Below are 18,128 nucleotides of genomic sequence, written 5' to 3'. Positions count from 1 at the left end.
CAATTCCTCGCGTCGCAAACTGCTGGTCTCGGGCGCCGGCACCGTCGGTGTGGCCGCCGTCGCCGCGCTGTCCGCCACCACCCAGGCCAATGCTGCCGGCAAGCCGCAGGCCGGCGCTACCCATCACCCCGCAGGAGGCAACACCATGAGCACCATCACCACCAAGGACGGCACGCAGATTTTCTACAAGGACTGGGGCTCGGGTCGCCCGGTCGTGTTCTCGCACGGCTGGCCGCTCAACGCGGACGCCTGGGACGCGCAGATGCTGTTCCTGGTGCAGAAGGGCTTCCGCGTGATCGCCCATGACCGTCGCGGCCATGGCCGCTCGGGCCAGCCGTCGCAGGGCAACAACATGGACACCTACGCCGACGACCTCGCCGCGCTGCTCGACGCACTCGACATCAAGGGCGCCACGCTGGTCGGCCACTCCACCGGTGGCGGCGAAGTCACGCACTATATCGGCCGCCACGGCACCAGGCGCGTCGCCAAGGCCGTGCTGATCGGCGCCGTGCCGCCTATCATGGTCAAGACCGCCAACAATCCCAACGGCCTGCCGATGGAAGTCTTCGATGGCATCCGCAAGGGCGTGACCGACAACCGCTCCCAGTTCTACAAGGACCTGGCCGTGCCGTTCTTCGGCTTCAACCGTCCGGGCGCCAAGGTCTCGCAAGGCACCATCGACGCCTTCTGGGCGCAGGGCATGGCCGGCGGCATCCTGGGCCAATACGCGTGCATCAAGGAATTCTCGGAAGTCGACTACACCAACGACCTGAAGAAGATCGACGTGCCGACCCTCGTCATGCACGGTGACGACGACCAGATCGTGCCGATCGACAACGCCGGCAAGCTGTCCGCCAAGATCGTGAAGAACGCCACGCTGAAAGTCTACCCCGGCGCGCCGCACGGCATGTGCGTGACCCACGCCGACCAGATCAATGCCGATCTGCTCGCCTTCCTGAACACCTGATCCCAGCCGCACCATGTCAGTTACCCGCCGGCATTTCATTGCCTCGGCTGCCGCACTCGGTGCGGCGGCTTCTTCGGAGCTCTTCGCCATGACATCCGCCACGCCAGACCTCATCCTGGTCAACGGCAAGTTCGCCACGCTCGACCGCGCCAACCCCCAGGCCGATGCCGTCGCCATCCAGAATGGCCGCTTCATCGGCGTGGGCACGCGCCAGGACATCATGAAACTGGCCGGCACGCAGACGAAGATCGTCGACCTGAACGGCCGGCGGGCCATTCCCGGGCTGATCGACAGCCACATGCACATCATCCGGGGCGGCCTGAACTACAACATGGAACTGCGCTGGGACGGCGTGCGCTCGCTGGCAGACGCCATGCGCATGCTCAAGGACCAGGTGGCCCGCACGCCGGCCCCGCAGTGGGTGCGCGTGGTGGGCGGCTTCACCGAGCACCAGTTCGTCGAAAAGCGCCTGCCCACCATCGAGGAACTGAACGCCGCGGCGCCGGACACCCCGGTCTTCATCCTCCACCTGTACGACCGCGCCATCCTCAACGGCGCGGCGCTGCGCGCGGTGGGCTACAACAAGGACACGCCGAATCCCCCGGGCGGCGAGATCATTCGCGACAAGGCCGGCAATCCTACCGGCCTGCTGCTGGCCAAGCCCAATGCCACCATCCTCTACGCCACGCTGGCCAAGGGCCCGAAGCTGCCGCCCGAGTACCAGAAGAACTCCACGCGCCACTTCATGCGCGAAGTGAACCGGCTCGGCGTGACCGGCGTGATCGACGCCGGCGGCGGCTACCAGAACTACCCCGATGACTACAACATCATCGAGGAACTGCACAAGGAAGGCCAGCTCACCGTGCGGCTGGCCTACAACCTGTTCACGCAGAAGCCCAAGGAAGAGCTGAGCGATTTCAAGACCTGGACCTCGACCGTCAAGCCGGGCCAGGGCGATGACCTCTACCGCCACAACGGCGCCGGCGAGATGCTGGTCTACACCGCGGCGGACTTCGAGGACTTCCGCGTGGAACGGCCCGACATGCCCCCGTCGATGGAAGGCGACCTCGAGCCCGTGATCCGCCTGCTGGCCGAGAAGCGCTGGCCGTGGCGCCTGCACGCCACCTACAACGAGACCATCACGCGCGCGCTGGACGTCTACGAGAAGGTGGCCAAGGACATCCCGTTCGATGGCCTGAACTGGTTCTTCGACCACGCCGAGACCATCACCGACCGCAATATCGACCGCATCGCGGCCCTGGGCGGCGGCATCGCCGTGCAGCACCGCATGGCCTACCAGGGCGAGTACTTCGTCGAGCGCTACGGCGCCAAGGCTGCCGAGGCCACGCCGCCGATCAAGCGGATGCTGGAGAAAGGCGTCAAGGTGGGCGCGGGCACCGATGCCACGCGCGTGGCGTCCTACAACCCATGGGTGTCGCTGTACTGGCTGACCACGGGCAAGACCGTGGGCGGCATGGCGATGTACCCGCAAGCCAACCTGCTCGACCGCGAAACCGCGCTGCGCCTCTGGACCGAGGCCAACACGTGGTTCTCGTCGGAAGTCGGCAAGAAGGGCCAGATCAAGGCGGGCCAGCTGGCCGACCTGGCCGTGCTGTCGCAGGATTACTTCAGCGTGCCGGGCGACGACATCCAGGACATCACCTCGGTGATGACGATCCTGGGCGGCAAGGTGGTCTACGGCGACAGCGAGTTCAACAAGCTCTCGCCCGAGATTCCGCCGGCCATGCCGGACTGGTCGCCGGCCCGCCACGGCAGCCAGTACCAGCCCCGCCCGCAGGCCAAGGCCCTCGCACTGGCCACCGCCTGCGGCTGCGCCAGCTCCTGCGGCGTGCACGGCCACGCACACGCCAAGGCGTGGACGTCGAGCGTGCCGACGGCTGACGAAAGCTCGTTCTGGGGCGCGCTGGGCTGTTCCTGCTGGGCGTTCTGATGCCCCTGTTCCTTGATTGCTGACCGGAGACCGGCCATGGCTGATACCACTTCCTCGATGCGATCGGCCACGGCCGGCTCGGGCGTCCTGCCGCGCTGGGTGCGCTGGCTGGCGCTGCTGCTGCTCTGCGGCGCCTATATCCAGGGCGGGCTCGTCAAGCTGTTCGACTTTCCCGGCGCAGTGGCGGAGATGGAGCACTTCGGCCTCACGCCGGCCGTGCCAATGGCCGTCGCCACGATCGTGCTGGAGTTGGGCGCTGCCGCGCTGATCCTGCTCGGCCGCTGGCGCTGGCTTGGCGCGCTGGCGCTGGCGGTGTTCACGGTCGCCGCCACCTTCATGGCCAACCGCTTCTGGAGCGCGCCGCCCGAGGCCCGTTTCATGCTCGCCAACGCCTTCTTCGAGCATCTGGGCCTGGCCGGGGCCTTCGTGCTCGTGGCGTGGGAAGACCTCCGCAAGCACTGATTCCATGGCCGATTCCCACTCCTCCCCTGCCGCCGCCAGCCCAGCGGGCGGCACCTTTGCCCCGCTCGCCCAGAGCACGTTCGCCGTGCTGTGGGCGGCCACCATTCTCGGCAACATCGGCAGCTTCATGCGCGACGTGGCCAGCGCGTGGCTGGCCACGGACCTGTCTTCATCCCCCGCTGCCGTCGCCACGATCCAGGCTGCCGCCACGCTGCCGGTGTTCCTGCTGGCCATTCCGGCCGGCGTGCTGTCCGACATCCTGGACCGGCGCCGCTTCCTGATCGTCATCCAGTTCGGCATGGCGGCGGTCAGCGGCACGCTGATGCTGCTGGCCTGGAACCAGGCGCTGACCATCGAGATCCTGATCGCCATGGCCTTTGCCGGCGGCATCGGCGCGGCCATGATGGGGCCGACATGGCAGTCCATCGTGCCGGAACTGGTGCCGATGCAGGAGCTGAAGCGCGCCGTGGCGCTCAACGCGCTCGGCGTGAACATCGCACGCGCCATCGGCCCCGCCGCCGGCGGCCTGCTGCTGGCCGCGTTCGGCGCAGCCACCACCTACGGGCTGGACCTGCTCAGCTACCTGTTCGTGATTGCCGCGCTGCTCTGGTGGAAGCGCCCCGAGCGCGCCACCGACCCGCTGCGCGAACATTTCTTCGGCGCCTTCCGCGCCGGCCTGCGCTTCACGCGCGCCCACAGCCAGCTCCACGTGGTGCTGGCCCGCGCCGCCGTCCACTTCGCGTTCGGCAGCAGCATCTGGGCGCTGTTGCCGCTGGTCGCCAAGCAACTGCTGCACGGCGGCGCCAGCCTCTACGGCGTGCTGCTGGGCGGCGTGGGCGCCGGCGCCATCCTCGGTGCGCTGATCATGCCCCGGCTGCAACGCCGGCTCGATGCCGATGGCATGGTGCTGCTCTCCGCCCTCGTCACGGCGGGCGTCATGGCAGTGCTGTCCGTGGCGCCGCCCGTCTGGATCGCCCTGCCGCTGCTGTTGCTGCTCGGCGCGGCATGGATTTCGGCGCTGACCACGCTCGGCGGCGTGGCGCAGGCGATTCTGCCGAACTGGGTGCGCGGCCGTGCGCTGGCGGTCTACCAGATGGTGTTCAACGGTGCGATGGCCGGCGGCAGCCTGCTGTGGGGCTTCGTGGCGCAAGAGACCGGCACGCCGCGCGCGCTGCTGATTGCGGCGGCAGGGCTGGTGGTGGCCGCGCTGCTCCTGCACCGCGTGCGCCTGCCGCAGGGTGAGGAAGACCTCGTCCCGGCGCGGCACTGGCCCCAGCCGGAGATGGCGGGCGAGATCGCCCAGGACCGTGGCCCGGTGATGATCCTGATTGAATACTGCGTCACCGCCGCCGACCGCGACGCCTTCCTGCGCGCCGTGCACAAGCTGTCCGACGAGCGCCTGCGCGACGGCGCGTTCAACTGGGGCGTGATGGAAGACCCGGCCGACCCCGAACTGCTGACCGAGTGGTTCCTGGTCGAATCCTGGGCGGAACACCTGCGCCAGCACGAGCGCGTGCACCACGCCGATGCCGACCTCCAGCGCGACGTCACGCGCTACCACACCGGCGCCACTCCGCCACGCGTGCGCCACCTGCTGGGCGTTGGCCTGCCTCCCGGCAAGCCGGCTGCCTGACCTTTCCTCTACATCGGGACCCACATGAAGCTCTATCTCGTCTCCCTCGGCGCCGGCATCCTCGTCGGCATCATCTATGCACTGATGCAGGTGCGCTCCCCCGCGCCGCCCGTGGTGGCGCTGATCGGCCTGCTAGGCATGCTGATCGGCGAACAGGTCGTGCCGCCGATCAAGCGCATGCTGGCCGGCGAGCCGGTCACCGCCGCGTGGTTTCATAGCGAATGTGTGCCGAAGATCACCGGGGCACCGCCCAGCACGCTGACCGCCGCCAACCAGGGCGGCGAGGCCGTCAAATCGAACGAGAGCCAGCGCTGACCCCATGCCGTACCGACGTCTTGTATCAGCGCGCGTCGCCGCGCTGGGGTTGGGGTTCGGGCTGTGCCTGGCCGGCGGACCGGCCGCCGCGCAGAGTACCGTGACCCTCTACGGCCGCCTCAATACGGCCATCGAATATAGCCGCGCCAGCACGGCCACCGACGGCACTGCCCTGGGCAGCGTGGTGCGGCAGACCAACTACCGCTCCGTGTTCGGCCTGCGCGGCGAGGAAGGTCTTGGCGGCAGCCTCAAGGCGCTGTGGCAGATCGAGAGCAACCTGTCGCTCGATACCGGCCAGGGCCAGATCGCCAGCCGCAACTCGCGCATCGGCCTCCAGGGCGACTACGGCCTGCTGTTCATGGGGCACTGGCAAACGCCCTATACCGAGTCGACGGCGGCCTACGACCCGTACTACCCGACCACCGCCGGCTACATGGCGCTGATCGGCAACGGCTCCACGTCCTCGTCGGACAACGTGCAGGACACCAGTTCGTTCGATCGGCGCCAGAAGAACATCGTGCAATATCGCTCGCCGCAGTTCGGCGGCGTGAGCGTCTGGCTGGGCTGGGGGCTGCCGGAGGAGAAGACCGCCGTGGCGCGCAATCCGGCGCTGTACTCGGCGGCGGCGGTCTACGAGCGCGGCCCGCTCAACGCCACCGTGGCCTACGAGGTGCACCAGCACTACCAGGCCGCCGGCCGCAACGACGACGCCATCAAGGTCGGCCTGGCCTACCAGCTGTTCGCCGGCACGCGCGTCTCCGCCATCTACGAGCACCTGCACTACCGCACGGATACCGGCGACCTCCAGCGCAACGGCTATTACGCCTCGCTGGTGCAGCAGCTCGGTCCCGGCAGCGTGCGGATCGGCTTCGCCTATGCCGCCAATGGCACGGGCTCGTCCACGGACACTATCGGCTTCTTCCGCAGCGGCTCGGGTACCGGCGCCACGCAGGTGACGGTGGGCTACGACTATCCACTCTCCAAGCGCACGGCCCTGTTCGCGTGGTACAGCCGCATCAACAACCACCCCAACGCCGTCTACGACTTCGCCATCAACGAGCTTGGCGTCAGCGCGGGGGCCGACCCGCAGACCTTTGCCCTGGGCATGCGCCACTACTTCTGACCCGCCGCAAGCCATACCTAGGTATCACGCGGCCGGCGCCGCGCGGCACGGCCGCCGTGTGGGACGGGCGCTGACAATACCACCGTATGATATGGGCCGCGCCCGCCTGGCAGTATCCTGTGAGCAAGCGGTGGGGGCCCGAAGCGGCCCCGTCATCGCTCTGGACTACTCAAGGAACCCCGTGTGACTGCCACCCCGGTGATCGCCATCGTCGATGACGACGCGTCGGTCCGACACGCCCTGGGACGGCTCGTGCGCTCGTTCGACCTCGCCGTGGCGTTGTACGCCAGCGGCGAGGAATTGCTGCAATCGGCCACCCTCGATACGGTTTCCTGCGTGGTAACCGACATACAGATGCCCGTGATGAACGGATTCGCACTGTGCGAGGCCCTGCGCGCACGCGGCCTGCACATGCCCGTGATCTTCATGACCGCCTTCGCGCAGGCGGGCCACGAGGCCCGCGCCATGTCCGCCGGCGCGGCTTGCTTCCTGCACAAGCCTTTCCTCGACACGGCTATCATTGCGTGCATCGAGCGCGCGCTGGCGCCCGCCCCGGAAGACCCAGGCACCTAGCGCGGCGCAACGCCCCCACCCCCGCCCCACTATCCGCACCGGCTCACCGGTGCGGCGGCCGGCAATAGATGCCTCACGATGACGCCCTACGACACAAGCCCGGCCACCCTTGCATCGCTGGACGAGTTCGCCCTCACGCCGCTCTGCCACAACGGCATCGTCGCGCTCTCACGCGGCCATCATGTCGAGGACGGCCGCACCCTGCTGGTGGCGCACGCGGCGTCGGTGCTGACCGAGGGCGAGGCGGCACGCCGGCTCCACAATGAATTCAGCCTCGCCGCCATGCTGCGCCCGGATTGGGCGATGATGCCGCGCGCCTGCGTGCAGCACCGGGGCGGCGTGGCATTGGTGTACGACGACACAGACGCGGCGCCGCTGGCGAGCCTGCCGCCCGCGCCCCTGCCGGTCACCCGGCTGCTCCCCCTGGCCGAAAGCGCCAGCCAGGCGCTGCGCGCCGCGCATGAGGCCGGGCTGATCCACAAGGCGATCATGCCGTCGGCCCTCTTCGCCGACGCGGAAGGCCGGTGCCGTCTCACGCGCTTCGGCCTGGCCACCGCACAGCAGTGGGACATCGCCGACGCCCTGCCGCCGCACACGCTGGCCGGTGGCGAGAGCCTGGCCTATATGTCACCCGAGCACACCGGCCGCACCCGCAATGGGCTGGACGCGCGCAGCGACCTGTATTCCCTCGGCGTGGTGCTGTACCGCCTGGCCACCGGCCAGCTGCCGTTCGCCGCGCGCGATCCGGCCGATGCCAACGAGTGGATCCACGCCCACGTGGCCAGCGAACCGGTGCCGCCGCACCGGGTGGCCGCCGGCGTGCCGGAAGCGCTGTCGCTGCTGATCATGAAGCTGCTCGACAAGCGCCCCAGCCGACGCTACCAGTCCGCAGCGGGGCTGGAGGCGGATATCCGGCGCTGCCGGGCCGCGTGGAGCACACTCGGCCGGATCGACGTCTTCGAACTGGGCCGCCGCGACCAGCCCGCCGAACTCGAGTTGCCGGAGCGGCTCCTTGCCCGCGACGCCGAGCTGGGCGAACTCGCCGAAGCCTACGCGCGCGTGGCCCTCACAGGGCAGCACGCACTGGTGACGGTGAGGGGGCCGTCCGGCATCGGCAAATCTGCCCTGATGCGGGCCTTTGTCGATCCCCTGCGCCAGCAGCAGGTCTGCTGCGCCGTGGGCAAGGCCGACCAGTTCCGGCACGAGGCCCCTTACGCCGCCATCGCGGAGGCCTTCCACGGGCTGGTCATCGATATCCTCGGCCAGCCCGAAGACCGCGTGCGCCACTGGCAGGCGCGCGTCAGCCACGGCCTGGGCCCGTATGCGCGCACCGCCGTGAGCATCGCGCCCGCGCTCGCGGCGCTGACCGGCCCGCTGCCCGCCCCGGCAAGCGGAGGCAGCGCCGATACCGCGGTGCATTTCGATCTGGCGATGCGCAATCTCGTCGGCACCTTCGGGCTGCCCGAGCGCCCGCTGGTATTGGTGATCGAGGACTTACAGTGGCTCGATCCCTCGTCCCGCCAACTGCTTGCGCGCCTGCTGGACTGCACCACGCCGCTGCCGCTGCTGATCGTGGGCAGCACGCGAACGCTGGACGATGCGCTGGCTCGCCCGGAAGGCAGACCCCAGGACCGCCACCTCGCGCTGCAGCCGCTGGACGTGGAGGCCGTGGGCACGCTGCTGGCCGAAACGCTGCGCGCCCGCCGGCGCGACCTGCAGCCGCTGCCGGGGCTGGTCCACGCGAAGACCCTCGGCAACCCATTCTTCGTCGGCCAGTTCATCAAGACCATGGTCGATGACCGGCTTGTCACCTACTCGCCCGACGACGGCAGCTGGCAGTACGATTTCCAGCACATCGCACGGCACGCCTACACGGACAACGTCGCCGATATGGTGCTCCAGCGCCTGGAGCGGCTGCCGCCGCGCACGCGCCAGCTGCTTGGCGGCATGGCGTGCCTGGGCCGGCAGTCGGAGGTGGCGCTGGTCTGTGCCGCGTTCGAGGTGGAGGAGCGCGCACTGCACGCCCTGCTGGCGCCGGCGCGCGCTGCCGACGCCATCGGCCTGCAGGAGCCCTGCTACGTGTTTTCGCACGACCGCGTGCAGGAAGCCGCGCACGCGCTGCTGACGCCCGAGGAGCGCGACCGCGTGCACCTGCGCGTGGGCCGGCTGCTGCGGGACGCCCCAGACGCCACGGAAGGCGCCCTGCGCGACGATACCGTGTTCCGCGCCACCGAGCTGCTGGCGCAGGTGGTGGAGCTGATCACCGACCCCGACGAAGCCGTCCAGTCCGCCCGCCTGTGCCTCGCCGCCGCCGCGCGCGCGCGGCGCGCCATCGCCTATCCGGCCGCGCTGGACGCCGTCACCGCCGGCCTGGCGTTCGTGCGCACCGCGCGCGTGCAGGGGCATGCCGGTGCCGGGGAGGTGGACTTTGCGTTGCTGCGCGAGCGCTGCGCGTGCCTGCTCCAGCAAGGCCGGCTGCCTGAGGCGCTGAAGCTGGCCGAAACCCTGCTCGAGACAGACGCGCCCCCGCGCCAACTTGCCGAGGTCTACCGGCTCAAGACCGAACTCCACACCCGGCGCTCGGAGAACGCGCTGGCGGTGGAAACGGCCATCCGGGGGCTGCGCATGTTCGGCATCTCGCTGTCCGCGCACCCCTCGGCCGCGGATGCCGACGCCGCCTACCGCGCCATCGAGGCCCGGCTGGACGCCGATGGACTCAAGGCGCTGGCGCACCTTCCCCAGATGTCGGACCCCGATGTCAAGGCGGCCATGGCGCTGCTGGCCGCGCTCTCGGTGCCCGCCAGTTTCGTCGACGAGCACCTGGTTTTCCTGGAGCTGTGCGAGATGATCTGGCTGACGCTCGCGCACGGCATCAGCGGCCCCTCCACCGCCGCGCTGGGCTGGCTCGGTGTGCTGGTCTGCCATCGCTACGCGGCCTACGAGGACGGCTTCCGCTACGGCGCGATGGCGCGGGAACTGGTCACGCGGCATGGCTACGCCGCCTATGAAGCCCGCACGCTGCTGCCGCTCGACCAGCTCAGCGTGTGGACGCAGCCGCTGGGCTACTCGACCGACTGCGCCCGGGCGGGCTTCGCGGCCGGCGTCGCCAACGGCGACATGACCACGGCCTGCTTCGTCTGCTGCCATCTGGTGGCCAACCGGCTCGCACGCGGCGACACCCTGGACGAGGTTTCCGCCGAAATCGCCGGTGGACTAGACTTCGTGCGGCAGACCGGCTTCCACGACGTGGAGGCCATCCTGCTGCTGCAACAGCGTTTTGTCGACGGGCTGCGCGAAGCGGCATTCCCACCCGACGCCGCCGCCCCCACCGTGCTCGACGGCCACGACCTCGCCCGCACGCCGGCGCGGGAGCGCATGTCCACGCTGGAATTCTGGTACTGGCTCTATCGCGCCGCGCTGCAGTATCTGGCTGGCAGGCACGCCGAAGCCGCCGCGAGCCTGGAGACGGCCGGCGCGCTTGCGTGGTCCGCGCCGGGCCATATCCATCAGGTCGACTTCCACCTCTATCGCGCGCTGACCCTGGCTGCCGGCACGCCGGACGCGACAGGCCGCGCCACGCTCGAAGCGGACGCCCGCAGACTGCGCCGCTGGGCGGACGCCAATCCGCTCACCTTTACCGACAAGGCGCTGCTCGTGGAAGCGGAACTGGCGCGGCTCGACGGTGACGGGCTCGGCGCGATGAGGCGCTACGAGCAGGCCATCGCCCACGCCACCGCGCATGGCTTCGTGCACATCGCCGCGCTGGCCCACGAACGCGCCGGCCACTACTGCATGGCGGCCGGCCTGACCACTGCCGCGCGGGGTCACCTGCGCGCGGCGCATGACCGCTATCGGCAATGGGGCGCGACCGGCAAGGCCCGCCACATGGTCGTCACCTACCCCGAACTGTTCGACGCGGCGCGGGGGCCAGCCTATGTGCTCGCCAACGGCAAGCGTATCCGCGACGTAGAAAGCGTGATCCGCGCCTCGCGCGCGCTGACCGACGAGATTCGCCTCGACAAGCTGGTGGACACGCTGATGACCATCACGCTCGAATACGCCGCCGCGCAGCGCGGGCTGCTGATCCGCCTCCAGGGCAAGGCGCCGGTCATCGAGGCGCGCGCCCAGACCTCGCCCACCGGTATCCGCGTGCAGTTGGCGCAGGCCGCCCCTGCCGCCGATGACCTGCCGATGTCGATGTTCCACACCGTGATCCGCACCGGCCAGCCAGCGATGGTGGGCCCGGCAATCGGCGCCAACCCGTTCGGACTCGACCCGTACTTTGCGGCCCACGCGCAGTGTGCGGCGATCTGCATCCCGATGTCGCGCCACAACACGCTGATCGGCGTGCTGTATCTCGAGAACCGCCTGCTGGGCAACGGCTTCACGCCCGAGCAGACCGAGGTGCTCGAACTGATCGCTTCGCAGGCCGCCATTTCGCTGCGCACCGCACGGCTCTACGAAGACCTGCTGGCCGAGAATGACCGCCGGCAGCAGGTGGAACGCGCCCTCCGCGCGAGCCAGGCCTCGCTGACCATGGGCGAAAGCGTCAGCCATACGGGCAGCTGGCGCTGGGACCTGCGCCAGCAGGCCATCTCGTGCTCCGACGAGATGCGCCGGATCTTCGAGCTGGATATGGCGCGCGCGCACTTCGCGCTGGAGGACTTCGGCGCGCGGATGCATCCCGACGACCGCGCGAGTGCACTGCACACCATCAACCAGTCGGTGGCGAACCAGGCGCCGATCCACCTCGAGTACCGCATTGTGCGCAGCGACGGCGCGATCCGTTACGTAGAAGGCATCGGCAAGCCGCTGGTGACGGACGGAGAGACGCTGGAGTACGTCGGCACCGTCACGGACGTGACCACGCGCCGCGGCGCCGACGACGCACTGCGCAACGCCCAGGCCGACCTCGCGCGCGTGGCGCGTGCCACCACGGTGGGCCAGCTCACGGCCTCCATCGCCCACGAGATCAACCAGCCGTTGATGTCGATCGTCTCGAACGCGGGCGCCAGCCTGCGCTGGCTAGCGCGCAGCAAGCCCGAGATCGAGTACGCACGCGAGGGCCTCCATGCCATTGCCAGCGAGGGGCAGCGCGCCGGGGACATGATCCGCAGCCTGCAGGGGCTCACGCGCAACGCCGCGCCGGTCCTGGGCGAGGTGGACATGCACGAGGCCATCCGCCATATCCTCGCCATTTCGCGCAGCGAGATCGAGCGCCGGCAGGTCTCCGTGCAACTGGCGCTGCATGCCGATGCCTTCCGCGTCTTTGGCGACGGCGTGCAGTTGCAGCAGGTGCTGCTGAACCTTGTGGTCAACGCCGTGGAGGCGATGGGCGACGTCACCAACCGCGCCCGCGTGCTGAGCATGGGCACGCGCATCGCCGGTGACGACATGCTGGAAATCAGCGTGGCGGACACCGGCGCGGGCCTCGGCGACGGCGACATCGACCATGTGTTCGAGCCGTTCTACACGACCAAGGAGAACGGCATGGGCATGGGGCTGGCGATCTGCCGCTCCATCGTCGAGTCACACAGGGGCCGGCTCCGGGCCACGCCGCGCGCGCCGCACGGCACCGAATTCTCGTTCACGCTGCCGCTGTGTTGGCCGCTGGGCGGGTGAGGAAGCACGCGCCCCGGGCGTCCCCCGAACGCACCCCTATACGCTAGACCCGAAACGCTGGACCCTATACGCAGGGATAGTTGTTTGCGACCGTGGCACGGGGGCGGCCATGCGCGGGGACGAGTGTGCCGGCGGCGCGACACGCCTAAGCTGGAGACCTGCCGGATGCCGGCCTGACCCCGGAGCAATGCATGTCCCGAATCGCCCTTCCCTTCACGCTGCGCGCCAGGCCTCTGGCCACGCGCCTCGACCCGCATGCCGGCTGACGCCGCACCGCTGCAGGCGCTGCCCGAGCTGTCCCGGGCGCGTGTGCAGTGGCTGGGCCTGGCGCTGGGCTGCGCAACGGGCGTGGACTTTGTCGCCACGTCGATGCTCGCCACCGGGACACTCCACATCCGCGCCGGCATCTACGCCACGCCCGATGACTTCCTCTGGTGCCTCACCGCTTATGCCGGGGCGGCCATCGTCGCCAACCTGCTGACCCGGCGCATTGCCGACGATCTCAGCTATCGCGGGTACACGCTGCTCGGCCTCGCCATCGCCTTCGTCGGGTGCCTGCTGTGCGCCGCGTCGTCCAATGTCGCGGAGCTGTCCGCGGCGTTGGCGGTGCAGGGGCTGGGCGCCGGCGGATTGTTCTCGGCATCCCGCGTGCTGATCCAGCTGATCGCCACGCCGGCGGAGCGCCCGCGCCTGCTGATCGGCTTCGTTATCGGCACGATTGGCCTGCCGGCGCTGGCGCCCTGGCTGACCGCCACGCTGATGCTCGACACCGGCTGGCGCATGATCTTCCTCGTGCAGGCGCTGCTGGCCGCGCTGACGGCCCTGTTCGTGTTCTGCGTCTACCCGCACCGCGCCCGTCCGCCACGCACACCGGACCTCGACGACGTAGCCAGCATGGACTGGCTCACCGTCTTGCTGATTGGCGCCGGCGCGCTCGTGCTGGTACATGGCCTGGCCTCGCTGCGGCTCTATGCCACCGGCGACTCGCTGCGCGTGGCGACCGCGCCGCTGGCCGGTCTGGTCATCGTCGTGCTCGCGTTCATCCGGCTGCGCCGCGCGCCGGACGCCTGGCTCAGCCCGCGCCGCCTGAACGGCCGCCGCTACTTCACCGGGCTGGCCTATTACTCGATCTTTGCCTGCCTGAGCGGACTCTGGAGCTTTACGGTCTCCAACGTGATGCAGCTCGGCCTCGGCTTCACGTTCGAAACCACCGGCATGGTCCTGACCCTGTCGGCGCTCGGCGGACTGGTGGCCGGCGTTGCGTTCGTGCTGTTGGGGGCGCGCCTGCCCGGCGCGCGGCGCTACCTCGCGCTCGGCTACGCCATGACGGCGGCGGCGGCATGGCTGCTGGGCACCCGCCTGATGGACGGACTCCCGGTGTCGGCCATCCTGCCCGTGCTGCTGCTGCAAAGCGTGGCGTTGCCGTTCACACTGATCCTCGTGGCCAAGCTCACCTTCATGGACACCCCGCTCGAGGACTTCTCGCACGCCTACCAGTTCAAGAACATCCTCCGGCAGGTGGCGCTGATGGCCGGCACCGGGCTGGCTGGCCAGTGGCTCCAGGCGGGCGAGGCCGTGGCGCGGACGCACCTCATCACCCGCGTCACGCCCTACGGGCTGGCCACCCCGCCCGATGCCGCCGCGCTGGCCGCGCTGTCGCAACTGATCGACCAGCAGGCGGTGCTGGTGGCATCGGCCAACATGCTGGCGGTGGTCGCCGTCGTCTGCCTGGGTATCGCCGCCGTCGCCGTCTGGCAGCGCTGGCTACGCTAGCGGGCGCTGGCTCGGTTCCATCAGCCCCATCGGGTCCGGCGCGCCCCGCGTGCGCACGTCTACCGTCACGTGCATCGACAACCCCACAGGCAGCGGATGGGCGGCGAGTTCGGCCCGGTTCAGGGCGATGTGCACCGGCAACCGCTGCGGCGGCTTGATCCACCGGCAGATGGCACTGCGGGCGGGCAGCGGCGAGAGCGCCGCACCGCTGCGTGCGGAGAACCCCGCCACCGTGCCGTGGTAGCGCACCCGCGCGCCATACGCGTCTGCGTACAGCGTCACCGGCTGGCCGGTGCGCAGCCGCGCGAGCTGGCTCTTCATGAACCGTGCATCGACCCACACTGCGTCCGGTGGCGCGCGCCGCGGGTCGAGGGCGCCGATCGCCACCACCGCGCCGGCAGCGCGCGGCGTGACATCGGCAATCCTGCCGGCCACGTGGGCGTCATCGGTGGTTTCGAAATGGCGCCCCTCGATCCACCAGTGCCCGACAACGGCGGCAAGGCCGGCCATCGCGCAGGCGACGGCCCACGCGGCGGCAAGCGGCCGTCCCGATGATGCATGCGACCGGATACTCATGACAACTCCTTGAGGACGAGGGCAGGACATCCCTTGGAGCGAATTGTTGGCACGCCGATGCCGCAGGGATGGCGCGTCCGCCGGTTTTTTGTCGATTGGAACGCCGCGAGGGCGGGCGCCTATACCTTCGTGTCACGCGCAGCAAACCTGTGGCCGATTGGCGGCACCCGGGCCCGAACCTACGATGCGAAGACGCCTCCACCTCCCTGACGACCATGCATCCCACCTCCACCCCTCGCGCCGTGATCATCGGCGGCTCTCTCGGCGGCCTGTTCACGGCGCTCTGCCTGCGCGCCATCGGCTGGCACGTGGATGTATTCGAACGCTCGCCCCAGGCGCTCGACAGCCGGGGCGGCGGCCTCGTCCTGCAGCCCGATGTGGCCGACGCGCTCGCCTTTGCCGGCGCGCCGTTGCCCGAGGACTTCGGCGTGCCATCGGGCGGCCGCATCTTCGTCACGCGCAGTGGCGACGTGCGCCGCGTCTACATGCCGCAGACGCAGATCGCCTGGAACGGGCTGTACGGTCACATGCGGCAGGCGCTCGGCCCCCGCGCCGTGCATGCGGGCGAGACCTTCCTGGCGCTGCGGCAGCATGGCGCACGCGTGACCGCCTGCTTCGCCTCCGGCCGCACGGAAACCGCCGACCTGCTTGTGGCGGCGGACGGGCCGCTCTCCACCGTGCGCGCGCAACTGCTGCCCGGCGCCGCGCCGGCCTACGCCGGCTACGCGGCCTGGCGCGGCGTGCTGCCCGAGTCCGCCCTGCCGGACGCCACGCGCCAGCTCCTGCACAACACCTTCGCCTTCGAGGAAGGGCACGGTCACCAGTTGCTGACCTACCTGATTCCCGGCGAGAACGGCGAGACCGCGCCGGGCCAGCGCCGGCAGAACTGGGTCTGGTATCGACCATTGCCGGGCGGCCCGGCGCGTGACGCGGCGCTGCGGGATCGCGTGGGGCATCAGCACCTCCATTCGCTCCCCCCGGGCGTCATGCGCGACGGCGAGATCGATGGCCTGCGTCACGCCGCGCGGCGCGACCTCGCGCCGGACCTTGCCACGCTGGTCACCGGCACGCCCGACCCCTTCCTGCAGCTGATTCACGACTACGAGGCGCCGCGCATGGTGTTTGGCCGCGTGGTGCTGACCGGAGACGCGGCCTTCGTCGCACGACCCCATACCGGCGCTGGCGCGGGCAAGGCGGCCGGCAATGCGGTGGCACTGGGCCGCGCACTGTACGCCAACCGCGGTGGCATCGACGCCGCGCTGTCCCAATGGGAGCGCACCCAGCTGCCGGCCGGCGCGCAACTGGTGCGCTGGGGCATGGCACTCGGCACCCGCATCATGGGCCGGCACGACGCCGCCTGAGCCCTGGCGGGGCCGGCGCGCGGCCCATGCGGGGCGATCCAGGCCATCGGTGACGATGGAGGCGCTGCTATCATGCGCATCCATCACAAGACCGCTACGAGAGACATCGATGAACCGCCTGCCTGCCGTGCCGACCTCCCCCCTGCGGGGTGCCTTGCTGGCCGCCCTGCTCGCCCCGCTGCTCGCCATTTCCCTCCCCGGCGCGGCGCTGGCCGAGACGCTGGCCAAACCCGCGCTCGATCGCCTGGTGGCCAGCCAGTCGGCCAAGCCGCTGGCCAGCTTCAACGCCTTCCTCGCCGCCGCCGTGAAGGCCGAGCCGAAGCTGGCGCCGGCCGTGCGGGCCTACCGGGCGAAGAAGCCGCTCAAGGGCGACGATCTCGTCAATATCGGCCGGCTGCTCGGCGTCTATAACCGGCTCCACAACCAGACCGCCGTGCTGGACAGCATCACCGAGATGGTGGCGATCCGCACCGTGCGCGACGAGAAGGTGCCGCAGCACGAGAACCCGGCCATCATCGCGTTCGGCAAGGTGGTGGAGCGCATGGCGCGGGACTTCGGCCTGACCTACCGCAACGTGGACAACCGCGTGTTCGAGGTGACCCTGCCCGGCACCGGCACGGACACCTTCGGCATCCTCACGCATGCCGACGTGGTGCCCGTGGTGGCCGACGAATGGGTGCTCGACGACGGCACGAGGCTCGACCCGTTCAAGGTGACCCGCGTGGGCGACTACCTGTACGGGCGCGGCACCATCGACGACAAGGGTTCCATCGCGGCGGCGCTGTACGCGATGAAGACCGTGCGCGAGAGTGGCGTACCGCTGGCCCGCACCATCCGGCTGATGATCGAAACCACCGAGGAAACCGGCGGCGACGGCATGAAGTACTACCAGGCGCACACCACGCTGCCGGCGTACAACATCGTGCTGGACAGCAAGTACCCGGCGGTGGTGGCCGAGAAGGGTTCGGGCGCGCTGACGGTGCGCTTCGCGGACCAGCCAACGGACGGCAAGGCACCCGCCATCGTGGCGATGGCCGGCGCGGCCTCCGCCAACGCGATTCCGCAGACCGCCACGGCACGCATCACGGGCGGCGATCCGGCCGCCGTGGCCGCCGCGCTGGAGAAAGCGCGCGAGCCGTTCATCGCCCAGCACGCCGCGCAAGGCAAGTTCTCGATCGACGTGACGCCGGGTGCCGGCGGCGTGGACGTCAAGGTGACCGGCTCGTCGGCCCATGGCTCCCGCCCCGAGGAAGGCGTGAACCCGGTGCCGCGCCTGGCGCTGTTCCTGCAGGGTGCCGGCGTGCCGTTCGCGGATAACCAGTACGCGCGCGCTATCCGCTACCTGGGCGACCTGTACGGCACCGGCTATCTGGGCGAGAAGATGGAAGTGGGCTATCGGGACGACTTCATGGGTCCGCTGACGATGTCGCCCACGCTGATCCGCGAGCGCAACGGCAAGCTCGAAGTCACCGCCAACGTACGCATGCCGCGCGGCGCCACGCCGGACGAACTGCGCGCCCGGGTGGCGACCAGGATCAACACCTGGGCCAGCGCCACGCAGACTGCGGTGGAGATCCAGCACGACCAGGGCAACTGGATGGCGCGTGATCCCAAAGGCGCATGGCTCTCCACACTGCTGAATATCTACGGCGACACCACGGGGCTTGAGGCCAAGCCGGTGCCTACGGCCGGCAGCACCACGGCCAAGCTGATGCCGAACGCGATCAACTTTGGCCCGGCCATGCCGGCATGCGGGGCGGGGGCTGCAGGGC

General features: G+C 69.9%; 11 protein-coding genes and 1 pseudogene. 11 read left to right on the top strand and 1 reads right to left on the bottom strand.

The genetic code is table 11. The annotated features are described in order from the left end of the window. Positions 1–145: 145 nt before the first annotated feature. The 9 genes from AB4120_RS10020 (at position 146) to AB4120_RS09980 (ending at position 14,419) form a co-directional block, all read left to right on the top strand. Positions 146–967 carry an alpha/beta fold hydrolase gene (locus AB4120_RS10020; protein ID WP_149139286.1) on the top strand — a complete coding sequence of 274 codons (822 nt, stop codon included), beginning with the start codon at positions 146–148 and terminating at the stop codon, positions 965–967. 13 nt (positions 968–980) lie between these two features. Then, entirely contained in the window at positions 981–2,918 is a 1,938-nt protein-coding gene (locus tag AB4120_RS10015; RefSeq protein WP_149138035.1) for an amidohydrolase, read from the top strand. Positions 2,919–2,954: 36 nt separating this feature from the next. After that, positions 2,955–3,380: a DoxX family protein gene (locus tag AB4120_RS10010; protein WP_441642190.1), complete on the top strand. Its 426-nt coding sequence runs from the start codon at positions 2,955–2,957 to the stop codon at positions 3,378–3,380. A gap of 4 nt (positions 3,381–3,384) precedes the next feature. Then, a complete protein-coding gene (locus AB4120_RS10005) occupies positions 3,385–5,013 on the top strand; it encodes an MFS transporter (protein WP_149138037.1) in 1,629 nt (542 codons plus the stop codon). Between the two features lie 24 nt (positions 5,014–5,037). Continuing rightward, positions 5,038–5,328, top strand: coding sequence for a XapX domain-containing protein (locus tag AB4120_RS10000; protein WP_149138038.1), 291 nt, complete (start codon positions 5,038–5,040; stop codon positions 5,326–5,328). Between the two features lie 4 nt (positions 5,329–5,332). Then, positions 5,333–6,451 carry a porin gene (locus AB4120_RS09995; protein ID WP_149138039.1) on the top strand — a complete coding sequence of 373 codons (1,119 nt, stop codon included), beginning with the start codon at positions 5,333–5,335 and terminating at the stop codon, positions 6,449–6,451. Positions 6,452–6,634: 183 nt separating this feature from the next. After that, positions 6,635–7,024, top strand: a complete 390-nt coding sequence (locus AB4120_RS09990) for a response regulator transcription factor (protein WP_187645271.1) — start codon at positions 6,635–6,637, stop codon at positions 7,022–7,024. Between the two features lie 78 nt (positions 7,025–7,102). Beyond that, on the top strand, positions 7,103–12,646 hold the full coding sequence (locus tag AB4120_RS09985) for a trifunctional serine/threonine-protein kinase/ATP-binding protein/sensor histidine kinase (RefSeq protein WP_149138040.1): 5,544 nt from the start codon (positions 7,103–7,105) through the stop codon (positions 12,644–12,646). Between the two features lie 255 nt (positions 12,647–12,901). Beyond that, positions 12,902–14,419: an MFS transporter gene (locus AB4120_RS09980; RefSeq protein WP_149138041.1), complete on the top strand. Its 1,518-nt coding sequence runs from the start codon at positions 12,902–12,904 to the stop codon at positions 14,417–14,419. Here the strand turns inward: AB4120_RS09980 and AB4120_RS09975 are convergent. Then, positions 14,411–14,995: an HlyD family secretion protein gene (locus tag AB4120_RS09975; RefSeq protein WP_392388539.1), complete on the bottom strand. Its 585-nt coding sequence runs from the start codon at positions 14,993–14,995 to the stop codon at positions 14,411–14,413. The two genes, AB4120_RS09980 and AB4120_RS09975, sit on opposite strands and share 9 nt — an antisense overlap. 215 nt (positions 14,996–15,210) lie before the next feature. Here AB4120_RS09975 and AB4120_RS09970 point away from each other — a divergent pair, with 215 nt between their 5' ends. Together AB4120_RS09970 and AB4120_RS09965 are read left to right on the top strand one after the other, a co-directional pair. Then, positions 15,211–16,356 (top strand): FAD binding domain-containing protein, encoded by a 1,146-nt coding sequence (locus tag AB4120_RS09970; RefSeq protein WP_149138043.1) that lies wholly within the window; start codon positions 15,211–15,213, stop codon positions 16,354–16,356. A gap of 109 nt (positions 16,357–16,465) precedes the next feature. Further along, positions 16,466–18,103: pseudogene (locus AB4120_RS09965) on the top strand (dipeptidase); the annotation flags it as partial. Between the last annotated feature and the right edge of the window lie 25 nt (positions 18,104–18,128).

It is taken from the genome of Cupriavidus sp. 2KB_3 (assembly GCF_052115685.1).
Taxonomy (GTDB): Bacteria; Pseudomonadota; Gammaproteobacteria; order Burkholderiales; family Burkholderiaceae; genus Cupriavidus; species Cupriavidus campinensis.
Note: the sequence above shows the minus strand (reverse complement) of the source record. Positions and strands in the feature narration are given on the sequence as shown.